This is a genomic window from Psychrobacter sp. TAE2020, assembly GCF_018919485.1.
Taxonomy (GTDB): Bacteria; Pseudomonadota; Gammaproteobacteria; order Pseudomonadales; family Moraxellaceae; genus Psychrobacter.
The window spans coordinates 2,055,539-2,077,787 of the sequence record NZ_JAHLMU010000001.1; the positions used below are offsets into that span (position 1 = coordinate 2,055,539).

Annotated in this window: 17 protein-coding genes and 1 pseudogene; 8 read left to right on the forward strand and 10 right to left on the reverse strand. The window is 42.9% G+C overall.

The features are described 5' to 3' along the window. The first annotated feature begins 43 nt into the window (after positions 1-43). Both KPY62_RS08370 and KPY62_RS08375 read left to right on the forward strand, forming a co-directional pair. A complete protein-coding gene (locus KPY62_RS08370; RefSeq protein WP_201623412.1) occupies positions 44-298 on the forward strand; it encodes a DUF2798 domain-containing protein in 255 nt (84 codons plus the stop codon). Positions 299-339: 41 nt separating this feature from the next. Further along, a complete protein-coding gene (locus tag KPY62_RS08375; RefSeq protein WP_216583256.1) occupies positions 340-891 on the forward strand; it encodes a DinB family protein in 552 nt (183 codons plus the stop codon). 212 nt (positions 892-1,103) lie between these two features. On the opposite strand, the gene oppF is transcribed toward KPY62_RS08375, so the two are convergent. The 5 genes from oppF to KPY62_RS08400 form a co-directional block, all read right to left on the reverse strand. After that, entirely contained in the window at positions 1,104-2,138 is a 1,035-nt protein-coding gene (gene oppF, locus KPY62_RS08380) for a murein tripeptide/oligopeptide ABC transporter ATP binding protein OppF (RefSeq protein ID WP_216581595.1), read from the reverse strand. Positions 2,139-2,141: 3 nt separating this feature from the next. Then, entirely contained in the window at positions 2,142-3,257 is a 1,116-nt protein-coding gene (gene oppD, locus KPY62_RS08385; RefSeq protein WP_216581596.1) for an oligopeptide ABC transporter ATP-binding protein OppD, read from the reverse strand. Between the two features lie 12 nt (positions 3,258-3,269). Continuing rightward, positions 3,270-4,175: an oligopeptide ABC transporter permease OppC gene (gene oppC / locus KPY62_RS08390; RefSeq protein ID WP_216581597.1), complete on the reverse strand. Its 906-nt coding sequence runs from the start codon at positions 4,173-4,175 to the stop codon at positions 3,270-3,272. A gap of 102 nt (positions 4,176-4,277) precedes the next feature. Beyond that, positions 4,278-5,198, reverse strand: coding sequence for an oligopeptide ABC transporter permease OppB (gene oppB, locus KPY62_RS08395; RefSeq protein WP_216581598.1), 921 nt, complete (start codon positions 5,196-5,198; stop codon positions 4,278-4,280). A gap of 386 nt (positions 5,199-5,584) precedes the next feature. Continuing rightward, positions 5,585-7,258, reverse strand: a complete 1,674-nt coding sequence (locus tag KPY62_RS08400; protein ID WP_416384032.1) for an ABC transporter substrate-binding protein — start codon at positions 7,256-7,258, stop codon at positions 5,585-5,587. Positions 7,259-8,247: 989 nt separating this feature from the next. Between KPY62_RS08400 and KPY62_RS08405 the strand changes: the two genes are divergently transcribed. From KPY62_RS08405 to KPY62_RS08425, 5 genes are all read left to right on the forward strand, one after another. Continuing rightward, the gene (locus KPY62_RS08405; RefSeq protein WP_216581599.1) at positions 8,248-9,363 is read left to right on the forward strand and encodes a DUF2157 domain-containing protein; all 1,116 of its coding nucleotides are present in this window, start codon (positions 8,248-8,250) and stop codon (positions 9,361-9,363) included. Further along, positions 9,356-10,621 carry a DUF4401 domain-containing protein gene (locus tag KPY62_RS08410; protein ID WP_216581600.1) on the forward strand — a complete coding sequence of 422 codons (1,266 nt, stop codon included), beginning with the start codon at positions 9,356-9,358 and terminating at the stop codon, positions 10,619-10,621. The genes KPY62_RS08405 and KPY62_RS08410 overlap by 8 nt, the downstream gene beginning before the upstream one ends. After that, on the forward strand, positions 10,618-11,355 hold the full coding sequence (locus KPY62_RS08415; RefSeq protein WP_216581601.1) for a GDYXXLXY domain-containing protein: 738 nt from the start codon (positions 10,618-10,620) through the stop codon (positions 11,353-11,355). Before KPY62_RS08410 ends, KPY62_RS08415 begins: the two co-directional genes overlap by 4 nt. Before the next feature lie 228 nt (positions 11,356-11,583). Beyond that, positions 11,584-12,561: a zinc-binding dehydrogenase gene (locus KPY62_RS08420; protein WP_216581602.1), complete on the forward strand. Its 978-nt coding sequence runs from the start codon at positions 11,584-11,586 to the stop codon at positions 12,559-12,561. Positions 12,562-12,667: 106 nt separating this feature from the next. Continuing rightward, a complete protein-coding gene (locus KPY62_RS08425) occupies positions 12,668-13,672 on the forward strand; it encodes an oxidoreductase (protein ID WP_216581603.1) in 1,005 nt (334 codons plus the stop codon). Between the two features lie 80 nt (positions 13,673-13,752). Here the strand turns inward: KPY62_RS08425 and KPY62_RS08430 are convergent, their stop codons facing one another. The 4 genes and pseudogenes from KPY62_RS08430 to guaA all read right to left on the reverse strand — a co-directional run bounded on the left by KPY62_RS08430 (position 13,753) and on the right by guaA (position 18,733). Next, on the reverse strand, positions 13,753-14,868 hold the full coding sequence (locus KPY62_RS08430) for a hypothetical protein (protein ID WP_216581604.1): 1,116 nt from the start codon (positions 14,866-14,868) through the stop codon (positions 13,753-13,755). Between the two features lie 193 nt (positions 14,869-15,061). After that, positions 15,062-15,259, reverse strand: a pseudogene (locus KPY62_RS08435) (GMP synthase (glutamine-hydrolyzing)); the annotation flags it as partial. A gap of 44 nt (positions 15,260-15,303) precedes the next feature. Continuing rightward, complete coding sequence (locus KPY62_RS08440; RefSeq protein ID WP_216581605.1) at positions 15,304-16,755, reverse strand: dihydrolipoyl dehydrogenase family protein; 1,452 nt, start codon at positions 16,753-16,755, stop codon at positions 15,304-15,306. Between the two features lie 370 nt (positions 16,756-17,125). Next, entirely contained in the window at positions 17,126-18,733 is a 1,608-nt protein-coding gene (gene guaA / locus KPY62_RS08445; protein WP_216581606.1) for a glutamine-hydrolyzing GMP synthase, read from the reverse strand. Positions 18,734-19,108: 375 nt separating this feature from the next. On the opposite strand from guaA, the gene KPY62_RS08450 reads away from it, so the two are divergent. After that, positions 19,109-20,455, forward strand: coding sequence for a YadA-like family protein (locus KPY62_RS08450; protein WP_228730628.1), 1,347 nt, complete (start codon positions 19,109-19,111; stop codon positions 20,453-20,455). A gap of 178 nt (positions 20,456-20,633) precedes the next feature. Here KPY62_RS08450 and KPY62_RS08455 read toward each other — a convergent pair whose 3' ends face one another. Next, a complete protein-coding gene (locus KPY62_RS08455) occupies positions 20,634-21,794 on the reverse strand; it encodes a MalY/PatB family protein (protein WP_216581607.1) in 1,161 nt (386 codons plus the stop codon). Positions 21,795-22,249: the final 455 nt, after the last annotated feature.

Below are 22,249 nucleotides of genomic sequence, written 5' to 3' on the forward strand. Positions count from 1 at the left end.
AACCATGATAACTAACTATCAAAATATCAAATTGAGTGCAATTATGTCCGCATCCCCTACCTTTAGAATACGTACCCGCCGTAAGTATTATCGACTAATCTTCACTGGCCTGATGGCAATGATGATGTCACTGATTATCTCAGCGGCCCTTATTACCGTAAAAACGGGCATTCATGATGGGTTTTTTATGATCTTATTACAGTCGTGGGGATTGGCTTTTGTTTTTGCTTGGCCAAGCGCTTATGTTTGTGCCTACTTTGTGCAAGAGCACGTCCTGAGTCGAATTGAGTTTTATTGAATTGGTTCCATACTAAGCAAAAACCTTAGGAAGCGACGGTGATGAAATTACACTTTTCACTACTGGCAAATTACAATGCCGTTATGAATCAAAAGATCAATGATAGTCTTGCCGGCCTTTCCGAGGATGCTCTATGGAAGGATAACCAAGCATTTTTTGGCTCCATATTAGGAACGCTAAACCATCTAATGGTCGGTGACTTACTATGGTTAAGACGTTTTACTGCCGATGCTAACCTTGTAGATATCGATGTCAGTGACTCCGCTCAAACCTCGCAATCTTTAGCAGACTTCCCTTCCATAACCACACTTACCCAAACCTTATATCTTAGCAAATCAGAGTTTATTAATAACAGACAAGCGCTAGATAAGCTCATCATTGAGTTCATTGAACAAACCCTAGAAAGGGATTATGCAAAAGTATTAACTTATATTAATACTAAAAACTTAGTGTATAACAAACCCTTCTCGATGCTACTTCAGCACTTTTTTAACCATCAAACTCATAATCGTGGGCAAGTAACGACGCTACTAAATCAAGCTGGTATCGATATTGGTGAGATGGATTTATTGATGTTGATTACTGATGTTTGATTGCTGTTTTTGATTATTGTTATGAATGAATAATCATATAGGCTGCAGTCGATACACCCTATATGATTAAGACAAAACCACTAACCTATTAACCTATTAACCATACTATCGCTGTTGCAAAGTACTCAATGGTCTCATATGACTAAGCTCAACTGATTGAGCTTAAGTGATTGAGCTTAAGTGACTAAGTTTAAGTAACTAGGATCAACCGATTAAGCTGCTACAACCTTGTTCTTTAAACAAGCCACACGATGCTCTAAAGTGCCTTCTAATACCGGTTTAATCTGAGCACATTCTGCATCAGCTAGTGGACAGCGGGTACGGAAAACGCAACCTGATGGTGGATTAATCGGACTTGGTAAATCACCTTCTAACAACTGAATAGTTTTATTACGCTCAGCAATAGGATCAGGTAACGGCACAGCCGACATCAGCGCTTGGGTATAAGGATGGGTTGGATTACCATACACCGCTTTGTCCACGCCAAGCTCAACAGCGTTACCCAAGTACATAACGAGCACACGATCAGCAATGTGCTTGACCACCGATAAATCGTGAGCGATAAAGATTAGAGCCAACCCCATCTCTTCTTGTACGTCTTGTAATAAGTTAATGACCTGCGCCTGAATGGAGACATCCAGAGCAGAAACCGGCTCATCACAGATGATGATTTTGGGTTTTAATATCAGGGCGCGCGCAATCCCAATACGCTGACACTGACCGCCTGAAAACTCATGCGGATAGCGGTTAATCTGATTGGATAACAAACCAACCTTTTTCATCATGGCACGTACTTCACTTTGCACTTCAGGCTTTTTCATTTTGGGGTAATAAGTGCGTAGTGGCTCAGCAATAATATCACCTACCGTCATGCGCGGATTAAGCGACGCTAACGGGTCTTGAAAGATCATTTGAATGTCTTTACGCTTGATTCTCATGGTCTTTTTAGAAGCACCGACCATCTCTTCATCATAGAACTTAATACTGCCAGAATCAGCTTGGATCAAGCCGATAATAGTCCGAGCAAGCGTTGATTTACCACAGCCCGACTCTCCTACTACGCCTAAGGTCTCGCCAGCAAACAACTCAAACGATACGCCATTGACTGCTTTTAGAGTGGCAGGCTTTTGCCAAAAGTAAGCCCCTTGCTGTTTAATATTAAAAGTCGTATGTACGTCCTTTACTTTTAGCAACGGGATTTGATGAGTGCTATTAGTGCTAATTGAATCTTTTGTGGTGATAGTCATACCTTACCCCTCTATCCCTGAAGCAGTGTTAGTGGTGCTAGTCGCTGAGGCGTCAATTTGGATTTCAGGTTGCCAGTGACAGGCGCGCTGACGCTCATGTGGTAAAAACTCCAGCGGCGGCGGCGTATCACGGCAAATATCCATCGCATGCCCACAGCGCTCATAAAAAGGACAACCGGCAGGTAAATCTAATAGGTTTGGTGGACTACCCGGAATAGTCTCAAGCTTGCCCCCTTTATCATCCAAACGTGGAATAGCCTTTAACAGTCCGATGGTATAGGGATGAGTAGGCGTATAAAAAATCTCATCGGTTTGCCCATAGGCCATCGTGCGACCTGCATACATCACTAGCACTCGATCACAAATACCAGCGACCACCCCTAAATCATGGGTAATCATAATAATGGTCGTGCCAAAATCACGCTTTAGCTCGTTTAACAGCACCATAATTTGCGCTTGCACTGTGACATCAAGGGCGGTCGTTGGCTCATCGGCAACCAATAACTTGGGCCGACATAGGAGCGCCATCGCAATCATAACTCGCTGGCGCATACCACCTGAGAACTCATGCGGATACATGTTAATACGCTTTTTGGCCTCTGGAATCTTAACCGCATCCAACATCCGTACTGACTCAGCCCAAGCTTCTTTTTTGCTCATGCCTTTATGCAAGGTCAATACTTCAGCCAGCTGATTGCCTATCTTCATATAAGGATTCAAGGAAGTCATTGGATCTTGAAAAATCATAGCGATTTGTTCAGCGCGAATTTTATTCAGTGCTTTTTGTGACAAGCCAAGCAGCTCGTTGCCTTCAAAGAGTAACGAACCTTTTGCGTGACCATTATTCGCAAGCAGTCCCATAATGGCAAACGCAGTCTGCGATTTACCTGAGCCGGACTCACCAACGATACCTAAGGTCTCGCCTTGGTGCAGGTTGAAATTTAAGCCATTAACGGCCGTTACTAGTCCATCTTCAGTAGTGAACTGAACCGATAAATCTTTAACGGCTAATAGACTGTCTGCAGGGTTACGCTGATTATGAAAGACCGAATCAGCGCCTGTATTAATAATAGTAGAGTCTATTTTTACAGGGGTACTATTAACATTGTGAGTTGCCATGATGTCAGCCTCCTAACGGTCTTTGGGATCAAACGCATCACGCAGCCCATCGCCAATAAAGTTAAAGCAAAATAAAGTAATAACCAAAAAAACTGAAGGAATCAAAATCTGCCAAGGCGCTACTTGCATAGTTTTAGAGCCTTCTTGCAACAGCGCGCCCCAACTGGTCATCGGCTCTTGTACCCCTAGACCTAAGAAGCTTAAAAATGACTCAAACAAAATCATCGTTGGTACTAATAAAGAGGCATAGACCACTACCACACCCAGTACGTTAGGTACGATATGACGCAGGATAATATTAAAGCCTGAAACCCCACCGACATGCGCCGCTTCAATAAACTCTTTACCCTTCAAACTTAGGGTCTGTCCACGGACGATACGGGCAACATCTAACCAAGAGACTAGCCCAATTGCCACAAAGATTAAGATAAGGTTACGTCCAAAGATGGTAACCAATAGAATCACAAAGAACATAAAAGGAAAGGCGCTTAGAATCTCTAGCACTCGCATCATCACCGAGTCAACCTTGCCCCCTAAGTACCCTGACGTCGCTCCATATATGGTCCCAAAAATTACGGCAACCGTGGCACCTGCTATCCCAACTAATAATGAAATACGACCACCGACCGCCGTTCGCACTAATAAATCACGACCGAGTGAATCGGTACCGAAGTAATGTTTGTTATCAATAGCAGGTGCGGCTTGCATAAAGTTCCAGTCGGTCTCAGCATAGCCAAAAGGCGCTAGCATCGGCACGAATATAACAAAAGCCCCAATCAATAATAAGATAAATAGGCTGGCGACCGCGGCCTTATTACGATAAAAACGGCGCTTGGCATCTTGCAAAAGGCTGCGGCCTTTAATTTCCTTGGCCGGTTCGTCTAGTAGAGCGGTTGGCTTATCTGCTGTAAGGCTCATAGTCGTCCTTGTAATCATTTATTTAACATAGCAATGAATAGAATGTATAAAACGGCGATTAAGTACTAGTCATACTTTTGAATGCCTTAGCCAATGTCACACTTAGTATTGAATTTTTGGATCAATTACCGCGTACAAAATATCGACGATAGCATTGAAAGTAATAGTCAACACGCCCACCAAGATAGTCAAACTAAGCACGACACCATAATCTCGATTAAGCGCACCATTGACAAATAACTGTCCGATACCTGGCAGACCAAAAATAGTCTCAATCACGATAGAGCCCGTGATAATACCGACAAAGGCTGGGCCTAAATAGGAGATAACTGGCAGCATAGCGGGTCGTAATGCATGCTTCATTACAATTTGGCGCATCGGTAGGCCTTTTGATCTTGCGGTGCGAATATATTGACTGTTCATCACCTCAATCATCGAACCCCTCATGATGCGGGCGATACTGGCAACGTAAGCCAGCGCCAAAGCGGTGACTGGTAATACTAGATTAGGAAGCGCCCCATCATTCCAGCCCCCTGCTGGCAACCATTGCAAAAGAATGGCAAAAATAAGTACTAGTAATGGCGCTTTTACAAAGCTTGGAATCACTACCCCTGTCATTGCAAAGGCCATGAGCACGTAGTCTAGCCAAGAGTTTTGTTTCAGTGCAGCAATAACGCCGAAGGCCAACCCCAATACTAATGCTAGTATAAAAGCATATAAGCCTAGCTCCATAGATACTGGAAACGATTGCGACAATAGCTCATTGACCGTATGGTCTTTATATTTAAAAGACGGTCCAAAATCGCCTACTGCCAGCTGCTTTAGGTAATTAACATACTGTAACCACATGGGATCGTTGAGGTGATACTTCGCTTCAATATTAGCCATCACCGCTGGCGGCAAATTACGCTCACCAGTGAAAGGACTGCCTGGTGCTAAACGCATCATAAAGAAGGACACGGTTATTAGCACAAATAAAGTCGGGATTGCCTCTAAGATGCGTCGGAAAATTAGTTTTAGCATAAGGCCTCTTTTATCATGATCATAGTGCTCATTCCTAAGCCCAGTGGCAGACAAATAACGACAGCAAAACCAATGCCCAGTTAGCTATCAAATAGTTAACTTTAAGGGACTGAACTTACCTGTACTATCTGAAATCAGTGCTTTTTAAACTGCAAAAATTTCATCCATCAAGCCTAAAAAATGGCAATGAAGAATGAAACTAATGAGAAATAGGAAATAATACTAAAAATATTCAGTGACTGTTTATAAGCTATCCAATGGCCTATCTTGCAATACAAAACTATAAACAGCTGCAACTCTCAGTCGCTGATAGTGCTATGAATCAGGTTTAATCTTCTTCACAGCACCTAGCTACTATCGGCATATGACTGCTATATCTAAAGGGATCAATGTTTGGCGATGGATAGATCTTTGCCTTGCCAGTTATCTAATATATCTTGGCTTGGGAAGCCAATGACATAAGGCTTAATTAGACGCGGGCTGACATAATGGTACATGTTCAACAGAGGCATATCTTGATCCAGCTGCACTTCGGCCTGTTTGTATAAACCGCCACGCTGCTCAGGGGTGACACCCGCTTGTAAGGTTTTCGCCATTAAGCTATCAAAGTTAGCGCTATTGTATTTACCATAGTTGCCACTGTTATCGGATTTAACAATATTTAAGAATGCTGACGGCTCATTATAATCGCCACACCAGCCCGCACGTGCGATTTGGTAATCACCATTACGACGGGTATCCAAATAAGTCTTCCATTCTTTATTAGTTAAAGTCACATCAACGAAACCAAGCGCTTGTTTCCATAATGACGTAGCCGCCACCGCAGTCTTTTTATGGTTGTCATTAGTATTATATAGTAGCTCGAATTTAAGCGGCTTGCTGTCGCTATAGCCCGCTTCATTGAGCAGTTTTTTGGCTTCAGCAATACGTTTTTCTTTATCCCAAGTCGACCACTCTGGCGTGTTTTTAACATCGCCATTAGTGGCAGGCGGTGTCAATTGATACGCCGCAGTCTGGCCTTGACCGATTACTTTATCTACAATAGTGTCACGATCCAACGCCAATGCTAAGGCGCGGCGCACCTTAGGATCATTAAACGGTGGCTTAACGGTATTAAACTCATAATAATAAGTACAAAGATAAGGGGATACTCTGAGCTGATCGCCAAGCTGCTCTTTGAGAGACGCAAATTGCTCAGTCGGCACCTCATTGTAAGTTATATCGATCTCGCCGGCCTGATAGCGTGCAACATCCGTGGTGCTAGAAGGAATCGCTAGCATCGTGATCTTATTAATAGTAGTGTTCGCATCGTCATAATAAGAGGAGTTACGGGTTAAGACGATCTTGTCATTGACTTGCCACTGGCTAGGCTTATAAGGACCATTCACCACGATATTTGCAGGATCTGTCCATTTATCACCAAAGGCCTCAACCGTCTTTTTATGAACCGGCTTGACCGAGTTGTGGATCAGCATGTCTGGGAAATAAGGTACTGGCTGTGACAAAGTAATCTGCAAAGTCTTATCGTCGATAGCCTTTACTCCAAGGGTATCAATAGCGGCTTTGCCATCTACGATTTGATCGGCACCGACTACTTTGGCATCGACTAAATAACTTGCATATGGTGAGGCAGTATTGGGATCGACCAAGCGGCGCATACTATAGACAAAGTCCTCTGCCGTTACTGGATCCCCATTCGACCATTTAGCATCACGCAGCTTAAACATCCATACTTTATTATCCTCGCTCTCCCAACTGGTCGCTATGGCGGGAACCGTTTTGCCTTCAGCATCAGTATTAGTCAAGCCTTCAAATATCTGACGGTCAATGTTGGCTTCAGGAACCCCAGATACCTTGTGTGGATCCAGTGATTCTGGCTCCGCAGCATTGTTAACCACTAGCTCTTGAGTATCAGCAAGTACACTAGGATCAACAGCAGCTGATTTACTGGCGTTATTATCAGTTGCAGACTTATCACTACAGCCAGTCATAGACATGGCGAGCACAAGAGCAGTAGGCAGAAAAAGAGTATTGAATAGGCGGGTAGGATTTTGCATCATGTAATGACCTAGCTAGCAGGTGGCTGGGGCAGATCGACTAAGTTGTAGTCAACCTCTTAAGTTTAATATATCCGTATATTGCTTTTATCAACTAAGTATCATCAGTATAGCTGGCAGCGCTACCGTTCTGTGTTCAAGCCTTAATTTATAACTATCGAGTAATAAGCTGATAATTAAAAGTTAGCCATTCTAATTGAGATAATCTTAGGTAACTATTAGTAACAAAAGGGACAACTATTAGTAATAAAAAACGAAGCAAATGTCAATAGATTTTAATATTGTTATAATAGCGACCCCTAAAATTAGCTTATAAGCGCAGCACGATTAACAGATAAAAACCATCTACAACTCTATTATTATAGTAGACATCGTCCCCCTTTACCCCCTCGTAACATAGCCCCTTTATCCTTGATAAAAAGCTTACCTTTATGCTATTAGCTTGAAAGCATAGATAATGTATATCTTTATAAACTACTGAAAATAAAGACTATTAATTTAATACTTTCAACAAGGCACTAGATTTTAAGTTAAAAAAAGAGAATTAAAACAGTGTCGTCCACTATAAGCTTTAAGCCAATATCACCTTCTAGTAATCATACTTTTATAATGTGAAAAACAGCTGTTATCCACTCTCACAAAAAGTTAGCCTATTGCTTATTTTCAACTTATTTATTTTTGTACAAATTTGAAAAATTAAGCGTAGAAAATTCTATCTGTAAAAATCATAGCGGTTAAAAGTGCTGTTGACTCATTTTTAGCATTCTAAAAGAGCTAATAATGCTATTCAATACCTCAAGGGCACCCCTATTAATAAAATAGTATTTATTGCTAGTGGTAGTATCTATTGCTGTAGTTTCTGGCGGTAGACTATCATCAGCACTACTGCCAAACGTTACTTCACTATTAACCAGCGCTTTATAAACTTTAGTATGATATTAATGTAAAAAACAGCTAAGATGAGCTAAATAATCTTTTATTTAGAGATCGCTATGAGTCAACCACGGCGTAGCATCGAGCAACTGCTTAAGCAAGGCAGCTTACCCTTATCTCATGCTGATACAGCAGCTCTAAAGTTGGAAGTTTATCCTACTAAACACACTTGGCTTGCGTTCTTTGATAAAGCGGCATTGATTATTGGCTCAGTAGCGCTAGTATTAGCTTTAGTGTTCTTTATCGCCTATAACTGGCAAAATATGAGCCACACTGGCAAATTCGCTTTAGTCGAAGGAGCTTTAGTTGTCACTATAGCGCTCTACATAATTCTCTGTTTTAAACAACGATTTCAGCTCGTACGGCAATTACTGCTGCTTATAGCTAGTATCATCACTGGTAGTTTATTGGCGTTATTTGGTCAGGTTTATCAAACTGGCGCTGATACTTGGCAGCTGTTCTTTAATTGGGCGCTATTGATTATTCCTTGGGTGCTCATTGCTCGCCTACCTGCACTTTGGCTGTTATGGCTTGGGCTCGTAAATGCCAGCCTGATACTCTATATCGACGTGGTAGCTATTGTATTTGCAGATTATATTTATCAAGATATCTTGCAGCTGAGTATCCTAGCTATCTTCAATTTAGTAGCCCTAATTCTATGGCTATCTACTGTAGAGAATAAACCCGGTTTTCGTTTAAGCTTATATAAACCAACGCTATTAAAAACCGCTGCTACTAAAGCTGCTATTTCTCAAACAGCGCTACCCACTAAGTACAGTTTGCACTGGAGTACTTATGTGGTCGGCTTGCTAAGCACTTATTTCATTACTCATCTAGCCATTATCACTATCTTTGACGATATCAAAACGCTACCGTTGCTCGTTACTTTGTCGCTGTGGGCAAGCTGGTGTGGCTTTATGCTTTGGCGTTTTTATCGGCAGCGTAGTGACTTATTAATGCTGACTTATCTATGCGGCTCTGTGATTACAGTAGTTATGTTCTGGGCGGGCAAGTTGCTGCTCGATGATTGGGAGGCTGGTGGCTTTTTATTGCTAGCGCTATTACTGATTGCCATGAGTTCAGCGATGGTAGTTTGGCTACGACGCCTCGCCCACTTAGATAACAGGGATCAGCAATCTGAGTGGCTGGCACAAACGCGAGGTGACTATGAATAACTATGATCAGACGCTTGCGCAGTTGCAACAGCTAGGCCTGATTGCGCCTAACCCTATTGTAGATAGCCATAACCATAGGGATAGCGATGCCGCTGCTTTGGCTGATAACCTTGCTAACCCAGCTCATAATAATGATAGCACGCCTTGGTTTATCCACTTATTTTTTGGCTTTAGTGGGGTGTTATCCAGCATATTTTTGGTTGGGTTTTTATCCCTGATACTGTATCAAGCAGAGGTCTTTGACAGCTCACTACTACAATTGCTGGTCGGCATAATACTGAGCGCCATAGCTTTTACTTTATTTAAAAATAAAAAATCTGCGGATAATACTTTTTGGAACAGTTTGGCCTTTGCCTTGAGTGGCGCAGGACAGCTATATTTGATGTTTGCCTTATTTGGCAGTGAGATAACCCAACCGCTGAGCCTTTGGCTGTTTTTACTGATCCAAGTCATCATGACTCTTGTCATGCCTAATTTTATTTATCGACTGCTCAGTAGTGCGGCGGTATTGGGCGTAATAGTCTATTTGCTTAGCTTTTATCAACTGCCTGAACTGAGCTTAGCACTATTAGCTCTAGTCACTATTATGGCAAACCTACAACGCTATTGGTTAGTAAGTTACCTGCCGATTCGCTGGCGTGCAGGGACTTTTGATATCAGTAAAGCGCTGAGCTATGCTTCTGCCTTTGTGCTACTTATTTTTTCTATCTATATTTTCGCCGGCGAATACAACGTCCAATTTATTAGTAATAAATTTAGCTATAATTACTATATTGCGCAGGGGCTGTTGGTGATAGTCAGCTTGTATGGTGCTCACCTTATCCTTCAGCGCTACCAGATGAAACTACTGTCTTTTAAATCACCCTCACAACCTGACATTATTATCGTCTGCGTCATCATTATCATCGGCATCATATCGGTCTATGTTTCAGGGCTATTGTCTGCCAGCATAGTGATTATTATTGGCATTGCCAATAGCCAACGGCTACTATTAGGGGTTGGCTTGTTTGCCTTAGTAAGCTATATATTTTGGTATTACTATCAGCTTGATAGCTCTTTATTAATAAAGTCAGGCTCAATGCTTATTATCGCTATCAGTATATTGCTGATGCGTTGGCTGCTAGTAAGTCGTTATATTGCTAGCGACTTACCTTTGACAGTCTTGCGTACAACCACTGCTAACCTACCTCCTAAAACCTCTGTTGGCACCATGGCTAACCAAGACAGCGGTAGTGATGATCAGGAGCGTCCCTCATGACTCAGCCTATTAATAACCCCCACTCTACTAAGGGTCATAGTTTAAGCAATCAGCGCAAACCAACACTCTCAAAGTTGCCTTGGTGGCAGAAACGCTCAGTGACTATCGCCATGGCGCTACTAGGATTACTAGCAGTATTAGTCGCGATCACTATAAAAGTAATTGAACATGAAAACCATCTAGCTACTGGTAAACCAATACTATTGCAGCTGGCTCCTGTCGATCCGCGTGGCTTTATGCAAGGTGATTATATGGCGCTCAGTTATACTATAGAGCGTGATATCTTTGATGCCCTACGACCACAATACGAGAGCTTACAGCCGCCAATACCAGCCCTAGATTCTGAATTAAAAAGTTCTGAATTAGAAGGTTCTGAATTAGAAGGGTCTGAGCTACAGGAATCTGAGCCAAATGAATCAGAATCAGATTTTCGTATATATGACCCTATGCAAGGTCATGTGATTGTCGCAGTCGATAAGCATAACGTCGGGCATTTTGTACGCTTAGCTGATAATAATAATCAGCATGGCTTAGCAGCAAATGAGCGGTCTATTCATTACCGTATCCGCCGTGGTAGCGTGCAACTAGCAACCAATGCTTTCTTCTTTCAAGAAGGTCAGGCCAAAGCCTTTGAGGCAGCAGAGTATGGGTTATTCCGAGTTAACGATAAGGGCGAACCCTTATTAACGGATATGGTGGACAAAAATTATGAGGTGATTGCCTTAGATCAGTAAGATTAAAATTGTGCTCATTTTATAAGCTTTGGCTGATGCTAGGCTATGGGCCAAACCCCTAAAAACAGTGCTCTGAGGATATCAAAGCGCTGTTTTTACGTTAAGGGGTATTGAACCATCATTAACCATACTGACAAAATACTTAACTAAACTGATATTGCGCTAGTTAGGCGCGACTTGCTACTGTAAACCGTGATAATTATTTAATAATAACTCAAGGAATATACTATGCGTAGCGCAACTTATGATCATTTTGGCAAACCTACTGAAGTCCTCAGCCTAGGCGACCGCCCTACTCCAGAGCCAAAAGCTAACGAAGTACGAGTGAAGACTATCTTGGCCTCTATCCATAATCATGACTTACTAACTATTCGTGGCAAATATGGCTTTAAACCTGAAATGCCAGCTATTGGTGGTTCTGAGGCGGTCGGTATCATCGATGCTGTAGGTAGCAATGTTAAAAATTTAAAAGTCGGTCAACGTGTTGCCGCTGCTAGTGTGCAAGCGACTTGGGCAGAATATTTTGTGGCCTCAGAAGACATGGTGTTTCCGGTACCGGAGAGCTTAAACGATGAAATGGCGGCGCAATTGATCGCTATGCCACTCAGTGCCTTGATGCTGCTTGAGTTCCTAGAAGTAGAGCGCGGCCAGTGGCTGATCCATAACGCTGCTAATGGTGCGGTCGGTAAATCTCTAGCTATGCTAGCGGCAGCTCGTGGGGTAAAAACCATCAATATAGTACGCAGTAGTGAGGCGGTGGCAGACCTACAGGCCATTGGGATAGAGAATAATATCAATAGTGAAGATGAAGACTGGAAAGACCAAGTAAAATCAATGATTGCTGAGGATAAAATCAGTGCAGCAGTTGATTCTGTTGGTGGCGAAGACAGCGGTGCTTTATTATCACTACTCGGTCATGGCGGTACATTTGCGGTATTTGGCGCGATGTCAGGTAAGCCGATGATGCTCAACCCTACTGATATAATCTTTAAGCAGGCGACGCTAAAAGGCTTCTGGGGTAGTAAAATTAGCCAAGAGATGAGCGTAGACAACAAGCAGCGCTTAGTCGATGAGCTGATTGATAGAGCGGTTGGCGGTAAGCTACAACTGCCTGTTGAAGCGGTTTTTGATTTGGCGGATATCACCAAAGCGGTTGACGGAAAAATACAGTCTGACAAGAAAGGTAAAATATTATTAAAGCCTTAGTTATTGCCATCGAATAAAAAAGCCCATGCAATCATGAGCTTTTTTATTTTTATAACAAGCTGTTACTGGCAGTAGCTAAAAAACACCGCAAACTAGGAATATGATTATGTCTAACCATAAAACTTTCAAAGCTTTAGTCGTTGAAGAAACTGACGACGGTGAATTTAAAAAAAGCATTCGCGAACGCAACGTCAGTGACTTGCCTGAGAATGACTTATTGATAGAGGTGCATTACTCTTCGCTAAACTATAAAGATGCTATGTCAGCCGCTGGTAATAAGATGATTACTAAGCACTACCCGCACACCCCAGGTATTGATGCAGCAGGTATAGTGGTCAGTGATAAGTCAGGGACTTTTAGCGCTGGCCAAGAGGTGCTGGTATTTGGTTATGATTTGGGTATGGATACAGCGGGTGGTCTGGGTCAAATGATATCTATCCCAGCAACTTGGGCTTTGCCATGTCCGACTTCTTTGACTTTAAAAGAGGCGATGAGCTACGGTACTGGTGGTTTGACTGCGGCTTTATGTATTCAAAAGCTAGAAAAAATGGGTGCAAAGCCTAGCGACGGTCCAGTAGCAGTCACTGGCGCAACTGGCGGCGTGGGTAGTATCAGTATCGCCATCCTAAAGCAGCTAGGCTATGAGGTTATTGCCTTCTCAGGAAAACCTGAGCAAAGCGAGCATCTAAAAACCTTGGGAGCCAGCGAGGTACGTCATCGTGACACTATTAATGAGGTAGGTAATAGACCTGTTGGCCGCGAATTATGGGCGAACGCTATCGATACTTTAGGTGGTGATTATTTGGCAAACTTACTTAAACAAACTAAGTCTGGCGGTGCCGTATCAGCTTGTGGCTTGGCCTCATCAGTTGAATTCGCTATGACTGTGCTACCTTTTATCACTAGAGGTATCTCTTTATTAGGTATCGATTCGGTGTTTATTCCATTGGCTGACAAGCAAGAGATTTGGGCCCGTGTTGCCACCGATATGAAGCTTGCTGATCTTGAGCAGTACAGCGAAGAGATTACTTTAGAACAAACCCCAGAATACTTAGAACGCTTCACATCGAGTAAAGTGGTTGGACGTTATGTGGTTAATTTGCGGGGTTAATTTTTAACAATTAGGTTTTAAACGATGGCAGTGCTTCTTTTGGGGTGCTGCTTTTTTTCATATTCTACCTTAATTATCTTTCACTTCTTAGTGCTTTCAAATTGTTCGATTTTAGCACGTAGACGGCTAATTTCTTGATTATACAGATCATTAGACTCCTTTAAGGTTTGCAAATCTTTCTTATTTTCTTCTAGTAATATTAAACTTTCTGCTTCCGAACTGCTTTTATCTAACCCTGTATAGAAACTTAAACCGAAAGAAGTTAGTATTCCAACAATAGTAAGGAAAATTACTATATTAGTTTTTTTATTAGACCTATCACCACCGCTTATAGTTTCTTGCAAAATCTTCTTTTGCAACTTATTAGTTTCATCTACAACGCTTTTATTTTCAGAATACATCTCAACCTGCTGAATATTGCCTTTAGATAAAATGTCAGCAGACTTGCTGGAAGCTTCTATTAAAGTGTCTAATCTTTCTGCTAGTTTATCAAAAGGCTCTTTATTAGCTTTAATTCTTTCAGCATGCATTCTCATATTATTATTAATTACATATTCTTTTGGAATAGATCTAGCTTTTAAACTTTGCTGTAATGGCTCAATACTTTTCATGGCTTGAGTCAGCGCATTTCCTGTTGATAGATTTTCGGCTACTGCTCTCTGTAGTTCTGGAGAAAACCCTCCAAGCTTTGGTATAGAATTCATTATCTCTCTCATTTGCTTTTGCTCTCTTTCGTCTTTCAAACAGAGAAGTCGATACAAATAATTGACAGAAGACTCTTCCTCTTCTTTAGGATATTTAATTCCTTCATATTTCGAATGATGTATTTCTTTACCCTCATCATTTAATTCAATCCAAGTCTTTTTACTTTTGTATAATGAACCATTATGTTCTATGTAAATCTCGGCTATATTTTTTATCTCTTCTTCACTAAGCTTATTAACGTCTTCTAAGCTTAAAACCCGCTCTTCAGGTTTATATTTCCCATCTTTAAGGCTAATTTCTGGATAAAATACAAGCGCAATCAATATTTTTATACATTGTAAAGGCTTACTTTCATTATCGGAGTGTTTAAACGCACTTGAAAGAATATGGCTATGTTTAAGACTGAGAGAAAACAAATATAAGTTACCAATTGACGTTTCAAATTCAGTACTAGATTCAATTTTATCTAATTTTGATATATCAATAGCCATTAACTTACCTACTTTATAAAATAATTTTTTTGAGGAGTCTGTTTTTGTATTTTACTAATATAAACAATGGAAATTAAATTATATTCGACTTACTTGCTATTGCTATAAAATATCACCTTTCGACTAAAAAAAGCACCCAACCAAGTTGAGTGCTTTTTTTGTTTTAGCTAAAAATTAAGCAGAAATATTATTCTCACTCAATCGTAGCAGGCAGCTTGCTCGACACATTATAAGTCACGCGTGATACTTCGGCAATCTCATTCATAATACGATTCGATACGGTTTCAATCAAATCATACGGCAGATGAGCAAAGCGCGCCGTCACAAAGTCTACAGTTTTAACGGCACGTAGCGCAATCACCCACGCATAGCGACAACCATCTACGACCAAACTGGTGACCAATGCATTCTTCACTAATTAAACAAGCACAACGGTTACTCTTCGATTTTTTCGTCTTCCATTCGCAGGTTTCTACAGATGCGTTGAGCCGCCATACCCAAAGCTTCGGTAAACGTAGGAAAGGCCAATTCTAAATTAGCGATCTCATTAACGGTCATTTTGGTCGCCAAACAAGTAGCCGCCACTTGAATCACCTCAGCAGAGTAAGAACCGAGTACATGCGCGCCCAGTAACTGTTGCGTCTGTTTATCGATAATAATCTTACAGAAGCCATCGGTACGCCCATCCATAACCGCACGAGGTAAATTTTCATAATCGATAATCTCAACGATGCACTCATGATCTTCTTCTGCTTGCGCTTGAGTCATGCCTACCGATGCGTATTCTGGCTCAGTAAAACTGCCAGTAGCAATAGCTCGTGGAGCGTATTTCTCAGCGGTATCAGATAAAGCATTTTGCGTGGCAACTCGTGCTTGATGGGCCGCACTTTGGACGAACATACTGACGCCGTTGGCGTCTCCGGCGACATACACGCCCTCTACGTTGGTCTGCAAATAGTCATCAACTTCGATGTAAGGGCCGTTCACTTTAATATCAGTGGCCTCTAGATTGAGCCCTTCCAAATCAGCTGGCCAACCCACCATCAAGAACACCGCATCGGTCATCAGTGAGTCTACTTGCTCATCATGCTTATAGGTCACTTTTAACTGACCGTTTTCCTTGGAGATTGACTCACACCCAGTACTGGTCAGGACATTCATACCCCGTGATTTAAAGGCCTGCTCAAGCTTACGCGATATATCAGCGTCGCTCGGCGGGCTCAAGCGGTCAGCAAACTCAATGATATCGACCTGCGCGCCAAAATCAATGAGGATGGAGGCAAGCTGGCAACCCGTTGCAGAGCCACCGACTACCGTTACCCTCTCTGGCAGTTCAGTCATTGACCATAAGTCATGAAACGACAGTGCTAACTCATTGCCCGGAATAGAGAGCTTTTTGGGTTTGCCACCGACGGTCAAAATGATTTTGTCGGCACTAAACTGGCGTCCGTCAGCAATCTCTAAAGTGTTGTTATTCACAAAATGCGCAGGCCCTACTTCATCTATCACCTCGATGCCTTGCTGCTTAACCACTTCTGTTAGGTGCCATATCTTATTAGCGTGAGCGGCAACCCGATTAGCATTGTCGATGGCGGCTTTAAAGTCGACGGATGGCGTATCGCCTTGTAGTCCAAACTGAGAGTACAGCGCCGTATCCGTGCGCAGACGTGCTGCTCGGGCTAGCGTTCGAACCGGCGCTGGGCCTTCATTAAACGCAGTACCACCGAGTTTATTGGCTTCAAGCAGGGTTACTTTTGCGCCAAGTTCATGCGCTCGCAATGCTGCTTGTACCCCTGCTGGCCCGCCGCCAACTACGAGGACTGTTTTTTTATTATTTGGTTTATCATTATTTGATTTCTTATTCTGTGATTGATTATCTTGTTTCATATTTTTTCCAATTTAAGCTATAACTTAAGGTCTATTTGATCTGTCACACTGAGCGCTGCTGATAGCTACTGATCTATAAAAGCTGTGCTCTAGTGTCAGTGCAGATCGTCAGTAATTAAGTAAAACACACAATAATGGCGACTATTGCGCCCTTTGTGACCTTTTCTGTTAGCGTATGTTCGATATGGTAGGTTACGGTAACTCAGCTAAACCTAGTTTTAAGATAGTATTAACACCACAGGCTTTAGTCGCATTTAATAAACACAGAATATGATAGCGAAGAGCTAAATTGGCTATAGAAATTTTAAGCAAAAAAAACACCCAACAAGTTGAGTGTTTTTATCATTTTATCTAACAATTAATTAAATAATTATTCCCACTCAATAGTAGCCGGCGGCTTGCTAGACACATCATAAGTCACTCGTGATACTTCAGCGATCTCATTCATAATGCGATTCGATACGGTTTCGATCAAATCATAGGGTAGATGGGCAAAGCGGGCGGTCATAAAGTCTACGGTCTCAACCGCACGTAGGGCGATAACCCATGCATAACGGCGGCCATCGCCAACCACGCCGACTGATTTGATAGGTTGGAATACCGCAAAGGCTTGCGCCGTCTTTGCATACCAGCCTGATTTTTCTAACTCATCCATAAAGATCGCATCAGCTGCACGCAGAATATCAGCGAACTCTTTAGTGACTTCACCTAAGATACGTACGCCTAAACCTGGTCCTGGGAACGGATGACGGTTGATCATCTTCGCTGGTAGGCCAAGGGTAAGACCCAATTTGCGTACTTCATCTTTAAACAAATCACGTAACGGCTCAACCAATTCAAAGGCCAAATCATCTGGTAGACCACCAACATTATGATGGCTCTTAATCACGTGGGCTTTACCTTGATGCGACTTAGCTGATTCAATAACATCAGGATAAATAGTGCCTTGCGCTAAGAATTCGATGACTTTACCATCGCTTTGCTCGCTGATTTCACGCGCGCTATTGGCAAATACATCGATAAAGGTTTTACCGATAATCTTACGCTTAGCTTCTGGATCAGACTCGCCAGCCAATGCCGTTAAGAATAACTCTTCAGCATCCACACGAATCACTTTTACGCCCATGTTTTCTGCGAATACTTGCATCACTTGGTCGCCTTCGTTGAGGCGCAATAGGCCAGTATCAACGAATACACAAGTCAGCTGATCGCCGATAGCTTTATGCAATAGTGCGGCGACGACTGAACTGTCTACCCCACCTGAAAGACCGAGCAATACTTGCTTGTCACCGATTTGCTTTTTAAGCTGTTCGATACGCATATCGATGATGTTATCAGCCGTCCAGCTACCAGCGCAGTCGCAAATTTCATGGACAAAACGCCCTAATAATGCTTGGCCTTGTGCAGTGTGAGTGACTTCTGGATGGAACTGTAAACCATAATAATGGCGAGTATCATCAGCCATAATCGCTACTGGACAGCTTGGCGTGCTAGCAACGATATTGAAGCCTTGTGGCAAATCGATCACTTTATCGCCATGACTCATCCATACATTTAGCTTGCCAGCGGCATCTTCGATGCCGTCTGTAAGCTTGGAGGTGCTATCAATATTGATCGTCGATGCGCCAAACTCATGGATGTCGCTAGCGTGAACTTTACCACCGAAGCGCTCTGCCATCGCTTGCATGCCGTAGCAAATACCTAATACTGGTACGCCTAACTCAAACACCGCCTCATTGATACGTGGGCTATTGTCAGCATGAACACTCTCAGGGCCACCTGACAAGATGACACCTTTGGCACCAAAGTCGATGATACGCTGAGTATCGATATCATAAGGGAACATCTCACAGAATACGCCTGAATCACGTACACGGCGAGCGATAAGCTGGCTGTACTGCGAGCCAAAATCAAGGATTAGGATGCGATCTTCTTTAATGGTAGGTATGGCAGCATTAGGCGTAGTGGCAGTGGTCATAAATAGATGTCCATCAATAGATAAAATTGGTGGCCTATTTTAACAAGTTTCGGGGTAGTAATGGCGGTTGGTATGATAATTAATAATGACTATTTTGCTTATTGTTTTAATTATACCTTTCATGGTTACTTAGAAATAGAGGCTTTGAACAACAACAGCTTGTAGTAAATAACTTTTAGCTATTGATTTAAATGTAATTTTTGCAAATAGCAGTAAAATAATAGTCGAATCTAACTACACAATAGTGCTAAGGTGTTAAGGCAAGTTTAACAGTACCAGCTGACCATTATGCTGTTACTTCAAGTGCTCTGACCTCTATCAGCCTTTAGCCGAATCGACTAAAGTGCCTAATACCTTTAAAAAGGATGAACGATAATGAAAATGGACTTTCTATCAGGCTCAGCACTCAAAATCAGCGCACTTTCACTAGCAATCGCTGCCATTTCTTTTAGCAGCTCCACCGTGATGGCAGCTGAGTGTCAACTGGCAAGTGGCGATTCAGGGGGAGCAACCAGCTTTGGAACCGATGCTTTGGCTTGTGGCCCGAACACTAGCGCCTTTGCTGATAACGCCACTGCAGTAGGTCAAAACTCCTTTGCGGCGGCTGAAAATGCCTTGGCGATAGGTAATACTGCTTTTGCCTCTTTCGAAAACTCTATCTCGATTGGCGCTAACTCACAGGCTGATGGTATTGACGCTGTGGCACTTGGGGGCGGTGTATCTGAAAATGGTTCGCGTGCAGGTGCGCAGGCTTTAGGTAATTCGACCACGGCAATTGGTGGCGAGAGTCTAGCGAACACTCCAGGAGCAACCGCTTTGGGCTGGCAGGCTCAGGCTTCTGGCGCTATGGCTACGGCAGTTGGTCATCAAACTACTGCATCAGGTGCTCAAAGTTTTGCTGGTGCTGAAGATGCTGTTGCTTCAGGTACTAACGCTGTTGCGATTGGTAATACTGCTGTTGCTTCAGGAGAGGATGGCGTGGCTATAGGAGGAGACCGAAGTGGTGCACGTAAAACTACCGCCTCTGGCACATCTTCAACTGCTATCGGTGCGCAAGCCCAAGCCACTCAAGCAGGTGCGACTGCCGTAGGTTGGCAGTCAACTGCCAGTGCTGAGCGAGCACAAGCCTTTGGTCATCTAGCCAAGGCTAGTGGTGTACGTTCAACAGCAGTAGGGGAAGCGGCAAATGCTGGCGGTTTAAACAGTATCGCTATCGGTAACCAAGCAGCAGCTGGTAGTGATAACCAGATTGCTCTCGGTGGTGCAGGTCAACTACAAGCGAGTACCGCCTCACAAGCAGGCAGTACTAATATAGTAACTACCGATGCTAACGGCACTTTAGGGACTAGCGTTACTGTACAGTCATTAGCGACTGCCAATCAGTTAGCCAATACCAATGCGCAAGTTGCAAACTTTGGGGCAGCTACCGCTATTAACACTAGACAAATAAGTGATTTACGCAGTGAATACAATCGTCAATCAGATCGTTTAGATGAAGCCGAAGATGGGATCGCTATGGCGCTGTCGTTAGAGACTCCAGTTATTCCTTCAGGGAAGCGCTACGCTATGTCTTTCGGTACAGGCTATTATAATAGTAGCTCAGCACTGAGCACCTCGTTTGCTGGTCGACTTAGCGATAGCATGACTATCTCAGCGGGTGCAGGGGTTGGTCTTGATACCGGGAAAGTAGGCGCACGTGGTGGCGTAACTTTTGCTTGGTAAGTAGCTGATAGACATCTAGTTAACCCCTAATGTTTAGGTAGATAGGGTTAACTGGATATAACTAATCTCGATCAAACTAGCCAAAATTAATAAAAACTCTGCCATTGCAGGGTTTTTGGCTAGTAGCCGAAGCAGTATTAAGTAATGGGCAATCAGTATGAAAGTCTTATCTGCCTGATTAAGATTTTATGTCATTAAAGGCAGCATGAATACGATTTAAGCCTTCCACCAGCAGGGCTTTGGGACAGGCGACATTCAAGCGCATTTTCACATGGCCCTCATTACCGTATTGGATGCCTGCACTGAGCTCGACTTTCGCAGCGCGAAGCTGGTCATAAAGAGTCTGATCGTCCTGAGCATACGCTGAGCAATCGAGCCATATTAGATAGGAGGCCTCTGGGCGCATAACTTTAATATCAGGCAGATGCTGCGCTAAAAAATCACAAACCAAGTCAATATTGGCTTCAATGTACGTCAACGCCTGCGCCAACCACTCATCGCCTTGCTCATAAGCGCTCTGCATAACCTCATAAGCAAATAGATTCAAATCATGCTCGTCACTTAAGCGCTGCTGTTGGCTGATTTGTTCAATTAAGGCCTCGTCTTTAGCAAAGATCATTGAGCCTTTAATGCCTGCTACATTAAAAGTTTTAGTCATTGAGGTGATGCTCACTACTTTATGCTCGTAGTCTTTTGCTAGGCTTAAAAATGGTATAAACTCATGACTGCTCAAGGTCAAATCTTGATGAATCTCGTCACTAACAATCGCTACATCGTGCTTTTTGCAAATCAAAAGCAGCGACTCAAGCTCATCTACTGTCCATACCCGTCCGCCTGGGTTATGCGGATTACATAGCAGAAAAAGCTTCACCTTATGCGCCACTATCTTAGCTTCGATATCAGCCAAGTCTAGCTGATAGCGTCCTTCCACCTCTATTAATGGCGAGAGGATAAGCCGTCGCCCATTATCACGAACCTTAGTCATAAAAGGCGTATAGATAGGATCGTTGACCAGTACTGCATCGCCCACCTCAGTAAATATTCTCATCATCAGCGCCAAACTTGGTACGACACCGGGGGAGAATAGGATGTGCTGTTTCTCCAGTGCTAAACCATAACGACTGCCATGCCAGTTAATAATTGACTCGTATAACGCCGCAGTGGGTTTGGTATAGCCCAATACGCCATGATGTACTACTCGTTCAATCGTATCTAAAATAGGCTGTGCGGCTCTAAAATCCATATCCGCCACCCAAAGCGCAATGGTATCGTCGCTATAATGCCATTTGAGCGACCCAGTATGACGTCTGTCAATTATCTCATCAAAGTTGTACAACATAGGCGTTCTCTTGGATGGTGGCTTTGGCTTATTACAGGCAAAGATTTAAGGCGATTTTACAGGTTAGACTAATAAATAGAAATAATGATTTAGGGTATAGGATGACTGCGGCGATTGCCAGTGACTTTATAGCGGTTGCGTAGAGGTGTTGAAGTATTGTGGGAGGGTTCAAGAGGTTATTTAGCTAGTGTTATTAAAGATGAGGATGTGGGAGCTAATCCTGCCATCCGCTATTATCTTGCCTGTCCACTAAGGCGGTGACTAAAGCTAGAGTCGTTCCAACATTCGAGCGACCACCTCTAGCCAACTCCCCGCAATCTTATTGGTCAGACAAGGATAGCCGCTACTGTCAGGGCTAAACTGCTTTTTAGGGCAACCTTTTTAGACGAAGCATAATTTATTTAAGGAAAATAGAGTGGGTTAGCGATAGTGTAACGCGCCGAATGTGTAATTCA

Coding starts and splice junctions, on each gene's coding strand:
- KPY62_RS08370 (WP_201623412.1), top strand. CDS start 44: ATGTCCGCATCCCCTACCTTTAGAATACGTACCCGCCGTAAGTATTAT.
- KPY62_RS08375 (WP_216583256.1), top strand. CDS start 340: ATGAAATTACACTTTTCACTACTGGCAAATTACAATGCCGTTATGAAT.
- oppF (WP_216581595.1), bottom strand. CDS start 2,138: ATGACTATCACCACAAAAGATTCAATTAGCACTAATAGCACTCATCAA.
- oppD (WP_216581596.1), bottom strand. CDS start 3,257: ATGGCAACTCACAATGTTAATAGTACCCCTGTAAAAATAGACTCTACT.
- oppC (WP_216581597.1), bottom strand. CDS start 4,175: ATGAGCCTTACAGCAGATAAGCCAACCGCTCTACTAGACGAACCGGCC.
- oppB (WP_216581598.1), bottom strand. CDS start 5,198: ATGCTAAAACTAATTTTCCGACGCATCTTAGAGGCAATCCCGACTTTA.
- KPY62_RS08400 (WP_416384032.1), bottom strand. CDS start 7,258: ATGATGCAAAATCCTACCCGCCTATTCAATACTCTTTTTCTGCCTACT.
- KPY62_RS08405 (WP_216581599.1), top strand. CDS start 8,248: ATGAGTCAACCACGGCGTAGCATCGAGCAACTGCTTAAGCAAGGCAGC.
- KPY62_RS08410 (WP_216581600.1), top strand. CDS start 9,356: ATGAATAACTATGATCAGACGCTTGCGCAGTTGCAACAGCTAGGCCTG.
- KPY62_RS08415 (WP_216581601.1), top strand. CDS start 10,618: ATGACTCAGCCTATTAATAACCCCCACTCTACTAAGGGTCATAGTTTA.
- KPY62_RS08420 (WP_216581602.1), top strand. CDS start 11,584: ATGCGTAGCGCAACTTATGATCATTTTGGCAAACCTACTGAAGTCCTC.
- KPY62_RS08425 (WP_216581603.1), top strand. CDS start 12,668: ATGTCTAACCATAAAACTTTCAAAGCTTTAGTCGTTGAAGAAACTGAC.
- KPY62_RS08430 (WP_216581604.1), bottom strand. CDS start 14,868: ATGGCTATTGATATATCAAAATTAGATAAAATTGAATCTAGTACTGAA.
- KPY62_RS08440 (WP_216581605.1), bottom strand. CDS start 16,755: ATGAAACAAGATAATCAATCACAGAATAAGAAATCAAATAATGATAAA.
- guaA (WP_216581606.1), bottom strand. CDS start 18,733: ATGACCACTGCCACTACGCCTAATGCTGCCATACCTACCATTAAAGAA.
- KPY62_RS08450 (WP_228730628.1), top strand. CDS start 19,109: ATGAAAATGGACTTTCTATCAGGCTCAGCACTCAAAATCAGCGCACTT.
- KPY62_RS08455 (WP_216581607.1), bottom strand. CDS start 21,794: ATGTTGTACAACTTTGATGAGATAATTGACAGACGTCATACTGGGTCG.